This is a genomic window from Clostridium sp., from assembly GCF_032552055.1.
Taxonomy (GTDB): domain Bacteria; phylum Bacillota; class Clostridia; order Clostridiales; family Clostridiaceae; genus Clostridium.
This window is the reverse complement of record NZ_JAWGSV010000080.1, coordinates 1-12,510: the sequence shown is the minus strand read 5'-3', so window position 1 is coordinate 12,510 and position 12,510 is coordinate 1. Positions and strand designations below refer to the sequence as shown.

11 protein-coding genes are annotated in these 12,510 nt (G+C 26.6%); all 11 read left to right on the top strand.

From position 1 onward, the window contains the following. A partial coding sequence (locus E6248_RS07420) for an AraC family transcriptional regulator (RefSeq protein ID WP_316340185.1) occupies positions 1-937 on the top strand: 937 nt, incomplete at its 5' end. Continuing rightward, on the top strand, positions 927-2,693 hold the full coding sequence (locus tag E6248_RS07415) for a histidine kinase (RefSeq protein ID WP_316340184.1): 1,767 nt from the start codon (positions 927-929) through the stop codon (positions 2,691-2,693). The genes E6248_RS07420 and E6248_RS07415, both read left to right, overlap by 11 nt. A gap of 23 nt (positions 2,694-2,716) precedes the next feature. Next, on the top strand, positions 2,717-4,789 hold the full coding sequence (locus E6248_RS07410; RefSeq protein ID WP_316340183.1) for an alpha-galactosidase: 2,073 nt from the start codon (positions 2,717-2,719) through the stop codon (positions 4,787-4,789). A 277-nt stretch (positions 4,790-5,066) separates the two neighbouring features. Then, positions 5,067-5,990 carry a DMT family transporter gene (locus E6248_RS07405; protein ID WP_316340182.1) on the top strand — a complete coding sequence of 308 codons (924 nt, stop codon included), beginning with the start codon at positions 5,067-5,069 and terminating at the stop codon, positions 5,988-5,990. Positions 5,991-6,005: 15 nt separating this feature from the next. Then, a complete protein-coding gene (locus tag E6248_RS07400; protein ID WP_316340181.1) occupies positions 6,006-7,157 on the top strand; it encodes a sensor histidine kinase in 1,152 nt (383 codons plus the stop codon). Beyond that, on the top strand, positions 7,158-7,802 hold the full coding sequence (locus tag E6248_RS07395; RefSeq protein WP_316340179.1) for a response regulator transcription factor: 645 nt from the start codon (positions 7,158-7,160) through the stop codon (positions 7,800-7,802). An 89-nt stretch (positions 7,803-7,891) separates the two neighbouring features. After that, positions 7,892-8,827: an ABC transporter ATP-binding protein gene (locus tag E6248_RS07390; RefSeq protein WP_316340178.1), complete on the top strand. Its 936-nt coding sequence runs from the start codon at positions 7,892-7,894 to the stop codon at positions 8,825-8,827. 11 nt (positions 8,828-8,838) lie between these two features. After that, positions 8,839-9,951 (top strand): ABC transporter permease, encoded by a 1,113-nt coding sequence (locus E6248_RS07385; protein WP_316340177.1) that lies wholly within the window; start codon positions 8,839-8,841, stop codon positions 9,949-9,951. Next, entirely contained in the window at positions 9,942-11,012 is a 1,071-nt protein-coding gene (locus E6248_RS07380; RefSeq protein ID WP_316340176.1) for an ABC transporter permease, read from the top strand. The genes E6248_RS07385 and E6248_RS07380 overlap by 10 nt, the downstream gene beginning before the upstream one ends. A 310-nt stretch (positions 11,013-11,322) precedes the next feature. Next, entirely contained in the window at positions 11,323-11,517 is a 195-nt protein-coding gene (locus tag E6248_RS07375) for a hypothetical protein (RefSeq protein WP_136005062.1), read from the top strand. Between the two features lie 117 nt (positions 11,518-11,634). Beyond that, on the top strand, positions 11,635-12,216 hold the full coding sequence (locus tag E6248_RS07370) for a hypothetical protein (RefSeq protein WP_316340175.1): 582 nt from the start codon (positions 11,635-11,637) through the stop codon (positions 12,214-12,216). The last annotated feature ends 294 nt before the right edge of the window (positions 12,217-12,510 follow it).

Here is a 12,510-nt window from a genome sequence, read left to right as displayed (position 1 = left end):
TGAATATATAAATATAAATACATTAATAAATGATAGGATTTTATTTTATACAATAAATTACAAATTAAGTGATGATAAGGATATAGTTAATAAAATAGAAAAGTTTATAAATAATGATATATGGAATAATGACAATATATTTTTTGTAATTACTGAAAAATTTAATAATATATCAGATATAAAAAATATATATAATGATAGGTTTATTCCATTTGTAGGACAAAAATTTTATTACAAAAATGTACCTTTATTATGTACAGAAAATTCTATTAAAGAGAAAAGTAAAAAATTTAATTTTGATAAATTTTATAATGAAATAAAAATAAAAGATTTTGAATTAGCAATTACTAAAATTGAGAATTATATAGATTATGCAATATTAAATAAAATGAATGAGCAAAAGTTAAAAAGTTTGATAAAGAATTTAATTTATATTATTCTCGTTAGTATTGAAGAGTATTGTAATAATACAGATGAATTAAGGGATAAGTACTTTAATATGATAGAAGAAGTCTTATATAGTACAGATTTTACTAAAGCTACTGAAGGTATTTTTAAAGAGCTAAAAATTATTCTATCAGACAATTTCGATGAAGAAGATAGTATAAAAAATATAATTGAATATATAAATAGCAACTATGCAACTTACTTAGACTTAGGAGCTATTTCACAGAAGTTTAATTTTAATTATAGTTATTTATCTTCATATTTTAGTAACCATTGTAAGGAAGGTTTTTCAGAATATCTAAATAAAATAAGAGTTGAAAAGGCTTGTGAATTACTTAAGGATAATAAACATTATGTATCTGAAATTAGTAGTATGGTAGGGTATTCAGACCATAGTTATTTCTGTAGGGTATTTAAGAAGATTACGGGATACACTCCAAGCAGTTACCGTAGATTGAAGATACTTATGGAGGATAAAAGTGATAAGTAATATATTAAGAAAAAATAGTTTGTTCTTTAAAATAATGTGTGCAGTTGTAGTTGGAGTAATCTGTATATCTATTGCCATCAGTGGTGTAATAATAAACATATCTAGAGATATATTTGAAAAGTCTTATATAGATTCTCAACAAAAAATAATAGAGAGAGTTTATGAAAAGTTATATGATTTTCATAGACAGTCAGTTGAAACTATTAATTCAATAAACTCTAATAGAGCTGTAAGGCTTTATTTTACTGAGGACAACATAAGCTATAATGAGTCCTTTAATAATATATATAATATGAATACACATATAAATTCTTTATTTAAAGAAAATAATTATAGCTATGATTTAGTTATTGCAGGTCTAAATGGTAAGACCTATCTTAAAGATGGTTTATTATATAAAGAATCTATAGATTTGCTCGGAATGGAGATATCTAAGAAGTCATTGGAAGAAAAGGATACTATTTTATATCAATATTTAAATAAAGGATTTACTTCAACTACACAATATGAGCCTGTAGTAATAATAACAAAAGCACTTACTTCTGATGATGGAGAGCCTTATGGAATTTTGTATTTAATAATAAAGGAAAAGGAGTTTCAAAAAAATTATGATTATTTTTCTCCTGATTTAAATAGTGTTTATATCTTAAATAAAAGTAATATAGTTATATCATCTAACAATAACGTTAGCTTAGGTACTTATATTGAAAGTTTTGAAGAGGATATAGAAAATCTAGTTATAAATAATGAGCTAAGCACAATTTATAAGAATAATGGGAATATAAATTTCACACAAAGATTACCTGATAGTAACCTAGCACTATGTGGAGTTATTGCTATAAATAAAGCAATAAGAGAAATATATGATATGAAAAAAATAATATTTATATGCTTTATTATAACCTTAATAACCTTAATAATAATATTCCTTATAGTTAAGCAAGTTACACGACCTTTATATATGCTTATAGAAAAGATGTCCACTCTTAGGTCTAATAAGTTTGATGAATATATTCAGATAAGTGAAGTGAGTGGAATAAGCGAAATAGAGGAGTTAGTAACTACTTATAATTTAATGATTAATGATATAAATAGTTATATAAAGGAATTAGTAAAAATTCAAAAAGAAAAAAGAAAAGCAGAGATATATGCCCTGCAGATGCAAATAAACCCTCACTATGTATTTAATACTTTATCAAGTATAAAGCTCTTAATATGGCAAGGTGATAAAGATAGAAGCATTGAGGTTCTTGATTCATTTATATTATTGCTTAGAAATACAATTAGTAAAACAGATGAATTTATAACTATTAAAGAAGAGATAGATAATCTTAAACATTATGTATTAATTAATAATACTAGGTATGGAGATAGAATAGATGTGCAGTATTTTATAATGCCAAATTGTTATGATTACTTAGTTCCTAAATTGCTTCTTCAACCATTTATTGAAAACTCATTCTTCCATGGGTTCCCTTCCAGAGAGAATGGTAGAATAGAGATATTAATAAGAGAAGAAAAGGATAATATTAATGTAAGAGTTATAGATAATGGAGTAGGAATTGAAAGTGACAAGCTAGAAGGCCTAAAGATTGTTAAAAAGGCCAGTAGCAAGGGATTAAGTGGAATAGGTATAAAAAATGTAAATGATAGAATAAAGTTGATTTATGGAAATGATTATGGGGTAGAGATAAAGAGCGAATTAGGAAAAGGAACAGAAATAATTATTTTGTTACCTAAACAATTAAAGGAATAAGATTTTAGGGAGAGCGAGAACTTATGGGTATTTTAATAAATAAAGAGGAGAATATCTTTTCTATAAATACTTTAAATGTATCTTATGTTTTAGGAATAGATGGTGAAGGCCTTATAAGAAATTTATACTGGGGAAAAAAGATAAATGATATAGAGGATTTCAATATTATTAAATTAGAAGAAGTTTCATCTAATGATCCTGTTTATGAAATAACTCCTGAGGAATATCCTGTCTATGGAGGATTAAGATATAAAGAGCATTGTTTAAAGATTAATTTTAGTGATGGCACTAGAGACTTAAAATATAAGTACCTTAAGTATAGTGTTATAGATGATTCTCTTTTAATTAAATTAAGAGATGAATATTATGATTTAGAAATAAATTTACATTATAAATTTCATGAAAAGTATGATTTGATAGAGAGATATGTAACTATAAAAAATAATACAACTGACATCATAGAAGTTGAAAAAATATATAGTGGACAATTCCATATACCTTACGAAAATTTGAACTTTAGAAATGTTCATGGTCATTGGGGAGCAGAGCAACAAATGTTTACTCAAAAAGTTGGTTATGGAAAGATATATATAGAAAATAGAAGAGGTATATCTACTCATAATCATAATCCTTATTTTATATTGGACAAGGATGCAAAGGAAACTTGTGGAGAAGTATTTTTCGGAGCATTAAAATTAAGTGGTAACTTTAGTGGAATAGTTGAGCAAACTCCATATGGAGAAACCTTAGTTCAGTTAGGAATAAACCCGCATGACTTTATTTTGGAGCTTAAACCTGGAGAAGAATTTAAGACTCCAGCTATAATAGCAGGCTATACAAATGAAGGCTTTGAAAAAATGTCTCATAACCTTCATAATTACGGAAAAAATGAATTAATGAGAGATGGATTAAGGGATGTTTTATATAATTCATGGGAAGCCACAGAGTTTAAAGTTAATGCAGAAGAGCAAATTAAATTAGCTAAAAAAGCTAAAGCGTTAGGAGCAGAGCTTTTTGTAGTTGATGATGGATGGTTTGGAGAAAGAGATGGAATAGATAATGGGTTAGGAGATTGGTACGTAAATGAGAATAAGTTTCCTAAAGGTCTAAATCAGTTAATAGATGAAGTTAAGTATATGGGACTGAAGTTTGGGATATGGTTTGAACCAGAGATGGTTAATCCAAAGTCAAAACTTTATAAGGACAATCCAGATTGGATATATAATTTTAAAACAAGAGAATCTGACACATCAAGAGGTCAATATGTTCTTAATTTAAGTAAAGATGAAGTTAAGGATTTTGTATATAATACATTAGATCATATGCTATCAACTTATGATATTGATTATATAAAATGGGATGCAAATAGACCAATAGCTCAAAGTGATGTAAAAAAGGATATATGGTTTAGACATATTGAAAATCTTTATGATATAGTTAGAAAGCTAAAAGATAAGCATCCAAAAGTATACTTTGAAGCTTGTGCATCAGGTGGAGGAAGAATAGACTATGGAAGCTTAGAAGTATTTGATGATTTCTGGACTAGTGATAATACTGATGCTTATGATAGATTAAAAATACAAGATAGTTACTCATATATTTATCCTATTAAAGCAATGAGAGCTTGGGTTACAGACTGCCCAAACTTTTTATCAAAAAGAGAAATACCATTAAGCTTTAGATTTCACTCTGCAATGATGGGGACTTTAGGTATAGGCAGTAATATATTAAAGTACACAAAAGAAGAAGCTAAAATAGCTAAGGATTTAATAAGTGAATATAAATCAATTCGTCATATAATTCAAGATGGTGATTTTTATAGAATTGAAAATACTTCATCAAATGACTACTATATATATCAATACTTAAAAGATAATGAAGGTGTAGTATTTGTATTCTTACCACAAAGTAAAATAGGGCATAGAGGTACTAGATTTAAGCTAAGAGGCTTAGAAGAAAATAAGAAATATAAAGTAGAATGTTTAGATGAAGTAATAGAAAAGACAGGTGGATATCTAATGAATTATGGATTAGATATTAGGCTGCAAGGAGATTATAATAGCTGTATTTTGAAATTAAATAGTACTTTAAATTAGAAATAAATTAGTGGCAGGCATATGCTTGCCATTTTTGCGTTAAGAGTATAAATATCATCTACCTTAATTAATTTAGGCATAAAAGTAATTAGTGGTGGTAATGGGGAAGATGATTATCCTATGATGGGAAGTTTGTTATAAAAGTGCTTTCTTAAAATTATAAATGTAATTTTAAGATTTAGCACTTTTTTTGATAAATTTCAGTGTATAATTAGGTTTATGGAAATAATTAAAATAAGCTTTATACAAATAAGATTAACTGAAAGGATGAAGAAACTTGGATAAAACAAAATTTTTTACTAATAGAATAAATATAATAGTAATTGCAATAATATGTACATTTCTATGGGGAAGCGCCTTCCCTGCAATTAAGGTTGGATATGAATTATTTGATATAGCAAGTAATGATGTGGGTACAAAGCTTATTTTTGCAGGATATAGGTTTTTCTTAGCAGGAGTTTTTATATTAATTATAAAATTAGCTATGAAGGAAAGTATTTTTAATCTAAATTTAAAAGATATAAGGGAAATAACAATCTTAGGTCTTGGACAAACTACCTTACAATATATATTCTTTTATTTAGGAATGACTTACACTACTGGAGTAAGAGGATCTATTATAAATGGAACTGGAACATTTTTTAGCATCATTCTAGCTCACTTTATTTATAAAAATGATAGGCTTAACTTTAATAAAGTTATAGGTTGTGTAGTTGGTTTTTTAGGAGTTATAATTGTGAATCTTGGAACCTCTTCAGTTTTAGAAGGAGGAATAAGCTTTAGAGGAGAAGGCTTTATAATGCTTGCTGCCTTTATGCTTTCCATTTCATCAATTTACAGTAAAAAAATCAGTCAAAATAAAGATGCGTATCTTTTAACAGCATATCAACTATCAATTGGTGGACTAGTTCTAATAATAATAGGATATGTATTAGGAGGAAGTCTTACAAATTTCACTTTTATATCAACTTCCTTATTAATTTATATGGCTTTATTATCATCAGTGGCCTTTGCTTTATGGTCACAATTACTTAAGTATAATAAAGTTGGAGTAATTTCAGTATTTAATTTTTTAATTCCTGTTTTTGGGACAATACTATCTGCAATAGTATTAAAGGAGAATATTTTTGATATAAAAATACTAATAGCTTTAATATTAGTTTGTCTTGGTATATATTTAGTATATAAAAAGAAGAATTAGAGTCTGGAGAGAATTATGAGAAAAAGTAATGAACTTTTATTAATAAGGTATTTATCAATTATAATATTAATTGCTGATGTTTTAATTAAAGATAAAAGCACAAATATAGCTAGTATTGTATTTTTATTAGCCTTCATAATAAATAATAACCTTAGGATATTTTTCTTTAAAAAAGGAAAGTCTATTGTTTTATCAATGGTAATAGAATTAGTTTCAATAGTCTTTGCTTATTTAAATTTTGGTGGAAATATTCTCTTTTATTTGATAGGCGTTACTATAGATGTATTTTCAATAAAGGATATAAAGATAAAGAGCTTCTTAGCTGTAGTTATACTAATTATTTCAACTTCATCATATTTAAATGGAAGTATAGAAAGTGGAATTATCAATTTAATAGTAATTATAATTTTTTCAATTCTTTTAAGTTATATTTCAAGACTTTATGATACTAAAAAAGAAGCTCAAAGATTATATGATAAGCTTAGAATATCAGAAGAAAATTTAATAGAAGCTAATAATAATTTAGAGGAATGTTTATCATCTATAGAGGAACTAACAGTTTTAAAAGAAAGAAATAGGATATCAAGGGAAATACATGATAGTGTTGGACATGCTTTATCTACAGCGATGATTCAGTTATCTGCAATGGAAGCATTAGCCGATAAAGAAGGAAGTATCCTAAAGGATATGTTAAAGAATTTAAGGAACTTTATAAATGAAAGTTTCCAAGATGTTAAAAAAGCAGTAAAAGAGCTTAAATCAGAAGAATATAATACATATAGAGGAGTTATTAGAATTCAAGAAGTATGTAAGAATTTTAAAAAGATGTCTGGAATAGATGTAGATGTAATTATGTCTAAGGGTACCTGGGCTTTATCTCTAAAGCAAGATACTCATCTACATAGAATAACTCAAGAAATTTTATCTAATTCATTAAAACACGGAAAAGCTACTAAGGTAAAAGTAATTATGAACTTTACAGAAGAAGATTTTGTGATTTCTTTTAAGGATAATGGAATTGGAACCGACTCCTTAAAAGAAAGTGGTTTTGGACTTAAGAATATTAAAGAAAGAGCCTATGAAATAGGCGGAACAGTAGATATAAAATCAGCCTTAGGGGAAGGCTTTTTTATTAAATTAGTAGTTCCTAGAGAAAGGGAGATATAAGTGGAGAAAATTAAAATATTAATTGTAGATGATGAAAATTTAATAAGAGAAGGTTTAAAACTTATGTTATCTACCTTTGATGATATTGAAGTTGTGGGAACTGCAGAAAATGGATATAAGGCACTTGAGGTATGCAAAAATCAAGATATAGATATAGTTCTTATGGATATAAGAATGAAGGATTGTGATGGGGTAATGGGCACAAGACTTATAAAAGAACAGTTCACTAAAATTAAGGTAATAATTCTAACTACCTTTAATGATAAAGAATATATCAAGTCAGCTTTAAATTATGGGGCTTTTGGATATATGCTAAAAGACAGCTCTCATCATGTAATATATGAAGGGATAAAAGCAGCTTATATGGGTAATATGGTAGTTCATCCAGAAGTTGCAGATAAGATGTTAAGTAGTGAAAAAGAAGGATTAAATACTAAGGAATTAGAAAAGTATAATTTTTCGGAAAAGGAGATTAATATTATTAAGCTTATAGCTGAAGGATTAACTAATAAAGAGATTTCTGAAAAAATATACTTATCAGAAGGAACTATAAAGAATAATATAACTAATATATTAGCAAAATCAAATTTGCGAGATAGAACACAAATTGCAATTTTTGCATTTAAAAATGGAATAGTGACTTAAGTCATTTATGAAGTGACTTCAAGTAGTGGTATCCCCCTAGGGCTTATCTTATTATAGAATTAAGAGATACGCTTAGGGGGAATTTTATTATGAGTATTATAGAAATTAAAAATGTAACAAAAAGATTTAATGATAAGTTAGTACTAGATAATGTTAGTTATGAAGTTGAAAAAGGTGAGATATTTGGCTTTATAGGACCTAATGGTGCTGGGAAATCAACTTTAATAAATATAATGACAAGTTTATTAGAGCCTGATAGTGGGACAGTAAAAATTTGTGGTTATGATATTTTAAAAGAATCAATTAAAGCAAAAGAATGTATAGGATATGTTCCTCAAGACATTTCATTATTAGAAGAGCTTACAGCCTATGATAACTTAGAATTCTTTGGAGCTTTTTATGGATTAAAAGGAAAAGAGTTAAAAGAAAGAATTAAGGAAGCTTTAGAAGTTACAGGACTTATAGATAAGAAGAAGGAAAAAGTTAAAAAGTTTTCAGGTGGTATGAAAAGAAGGTTAAACATAGCTGCAGCAATTATGCATCATCCAAAAGTATTAATTATGGATGAGCCAACAGTTGGAGTAGATCCTCAATCAAGAAATCATATATTTAATTTTACAAAAAATATTTGCAAAGAATGGGGAACAACAGTTATTTATACATCTCACTACATGGAAGAGGTTGAAGAACTATGTAAAAGAGTATTTATAGTTGATTTAGGAAGAGAAATAGCTTATGGAAGTAAAGAAGAAATTAAGTCATCTGTTTTCCCAAATAACAAGGTTATCATAGAAGCTAGTGGAATAACTGCTGAATTAATATTAAATATAAGTAAGATAGCTGGAATATTAAATGTTAAGGAAAATCAAGATAGTATTATATTAACTATAGATTCTAACTTTAAGCTAAATAATGTTTTATTAATTTTAGAAGAAAATAAGATAAATATTAAGAAAATAAGTTACGAAGAAGCAAAGCTTGAAGATGTATTTTTAGCCTTAACTGGAAAGACATTAAGGGATTAGGGGTGAATTTTATGAAGTTACTGTATTTTACAAAGACTACTTTAAAAGGAATGGTTTCAACTGGAGTAGTAACAATATTGTATTTTGTATTATTTCCAGTACTGTTAGCTGGATTTATGGGTTTTTTACAAAACACCTTACATGATAATCCTTTGAAATTAAATGATGTAAAAGTAAAAATTATTGATAATGATAATAGTAATATGTCTAAAGCTTTAGTTGATTTATTAAAAAGTGAAGATATGAAGGAACTAGTAGAGATAAATGATGAAAAACCTGTATTAGAAATAACAATTCCAAAAGGTTATGAGGAAAGTATAGTATCTTTACAAAAAAATGAAATAAAAATCAATAAATTAGAAGATGGCTTTAATAATTCAACAAATACTTTAAAGATAATATTAGATAAGTATCATAAAAATCTTTATGTAAGTATAGCAGGAGGATCTAATGAATCCTTAGAAGAAATATCAAATAATACTATAGTTGAAACTACTAATATAAATACAAGTAAAACATCAAGTAGTTATGAAGTAATGGCGGCATCAATGATTGGATTTGTAATTAGTATGCTTATATTTTCTCAAATACAAGCTAGTTATACAGATATTAGTATGAATGTAGATAGGAGAATTATTTCAACACCAATTAGTAAGATTGAGTTTTTCTATTATGATACATTTGTATCTTTTATTTACTCACTGATAATTATAGGAGCATATATATTCTTCTTTAGAATTGCAGGAATTAGTTTTACAGGACCTCTAATACCATTAATAGTATTATTACTAGCATCAGCACTAATGATAGTAGGCATTAGCAAATCTGTATTGACCTTCTTTGGAGCTAAATATGGAAAGTTAATAGGAGCATTAATATTCAGCTTACCTATAATAGGGATGGAAGCTTTCACAGGTGAAGGAAATGCATTAAAGGTACTAGCACCAACTCACTATATATCAAAGCTTCTTAATATATATAATTTAGAAGGAAGTATAAGTAGCAATATTAGTGATTTATCTTTAGTTATATTAATTCCAATAGGATTATTAATACTTGCAACTATAAAAATGGTTATATCAAGAAAAATAGCTTTATCAAAGGGGGGTAAAAAATGCGATTAATAACACTTACAATAATAAATATAAAAAGGACAATAAAAAATCCAGCAATGCTATTAATGACATTTCTTTTCCCTATGGTTGTGCTATTTGGAGTTGTTGGAACTGGATCAGGAGGCTCATCCTTAGGTAAAATAGGAATAATAGATAATACATCTGGAAAATATTCTAAAGATCTAATACAAGAATTAGAAGAAAAGTATGATATAGAAAATCTTGAAGGAACTGTAGAAGATAGCTATAACGATTTAAGAGATAAAAAATTAGCTATGGTGTATGTGTTAAATGAAGATTTTGATAAAAATATAGATTTAGGTAAAACACCTAAAATTGAGAACTATGTAGTAGAAACAGGAATGGGTTCAATAATAGCTGAAGATATAATAAATAATTATGTTAATAAGCTATTAGAAGAAAGTATAAACTCAGGTTTAAGTACAAATTCTATAGACTCAGTAATAGTAGAGAGTTATGAAAAAGATAGTAATGACTACTATATGGCAGTAATAATGATATGCTATTTTATGATGATAGGTTCTACGATAATAACAGAAGATATACTAAAGCTTAAAGCACAAAAAGTATTAAAAAGGGTAATATCAACAGGGAATAAAGATAGGCAAATACTAGGTTCATTATATATATCAAGCTTTATAATACAAGCTATAATAAGCTCAATAAGTTTAATTGTAGCTATTATGATATTTAAAATAGAGAGATTTAATTTAGGTTTGGGTATTCTTGCTATAACTTTATGTAGCTTAATAACTACGGCTATTATAATGACAGTAACAAGATGGGTTAAGAACCAAACTCTAGCAAGCTTGGCAGTTGTAATATTTGGTTTATTAGCCTTTGCAGTTGGAATTCTTGGAACTAATTTAGATGAGTTCTCTAATGTACCAAAGGCAATAGGATATTTAAGCGTAATATCACCATTTTCATGGCTTGGTAAAATAATAAATGGTGAATCTATAGTTATTTCTATAATAGTAATTGTATTAATGTCTTTAGCATTCTTTACTTTAGGAAGCTTTAAGTTAAGAGATTACGTAAAAGAATAAGTTACTAGGTGCAAATTGTATTTTGAATTTTAAATATTGACAAAAAAGTAGGTGGCTTGCTATAGATGATGTTGCTTTTTATGGAAATGGTAAAGCGGAAATATTGCCATCTACTGATTATGAGGAGTTAGTCAATAAAGTTAAGAATAGATAGGTATTATGATATGCTCTCTGTTAAGTAGACAGGGGGCAGTTCATTCTACCTATCTATTTTAGTTTAAAAAGACAAATTATATAGAATAATAGATAAATAGACATACTCTGAAGTTTTTGCTAAAATAAATTGAATAGACTTAAGGAGGAAAATTAGATGATTTCTAAGAAGCAACTTAAAGAAGATATAATAACTTATGATATAATAACTTACAAAGATGAAGATGGAAAGCAAGTTGAGTATGTTGAGGTTACTCTTGTAGATAGAATTATAGATGTTTATATGGATGTTAGAGAAGTTAATATAGGTATTCTTGCAAATAAAATAATAGAAGATAATTTATATGAATAGAAAGTGGTGAGATGTAGATTTCACCACTTTTAACTTTTTATAACTTATAGTATTTGAAGAATTTTTGCTAATGGTATATTATTGTAAATATAATCATAAAAAGTGGGGGATTTTTTTATGTCTAATATCAAAAGAGAAGATTATATTAATGAAATAAAGAAAAGTATTGAAGAGAAAATGAAAAGGCTTTTTGAAAGGGCACATAGATATACAGAGAACTTAAGCCATGAGGATATAGTAAAATTACATGAAAACCATGTTAAGGACGTATTTTATCCGTATATGAATAATCTGCCAGCCTTAAAAAAGATGGTAGAAATAAGGGGAGAAGAAAAAGTACTAGAAGATATTAAGGCTAAGTTTATGGGAACTTTTCATTTCCATGAGAAGATGTTAAAGTGTGAAGAAGTTAGAGAAGATAGGAAAACTAAATATACAGAGGCAGAGCTTTTAGAGCATAGGGAGAAAATATCAAAATATATTCAAAAGTTAACAACATCAATAATTGAAGAATGTAAGGATTTAAATAGTGAGAATTTAAAAGAAATACATATGTTTATATTTAAACTTATATTTAATTCTGATATAGAACATATACCATGTTTTAAAAAGGCATCAGATACTATGAATATGGATGTTATAAATAGAATACATAATAGAAAAGTTTTAGAGACTATAAATAAGTATAGTGACTTATAAAGAAAGTTAAAAGATAGAAGCTTTTAATTAATGAAATTTACTTTTAAAACTATTTTTTGTTTAAAGTAATATAAAGCTTTTAAATGAAGATTATTTATAGAAATAAATATTAATATATGTAAGAAAATTTAATTTAGAAGATTTCTTACATATATTATTTATTTTGTGGTACAATAGTATTATAGATAAAAACAAAAATATTGTTTATTTGCATGAGATTTTTTTATAAGTGCCTAAGTAAACGTTTACTTAGGTAATTTTATATACAATAAAGATTTCAGAATTATCTAAAAT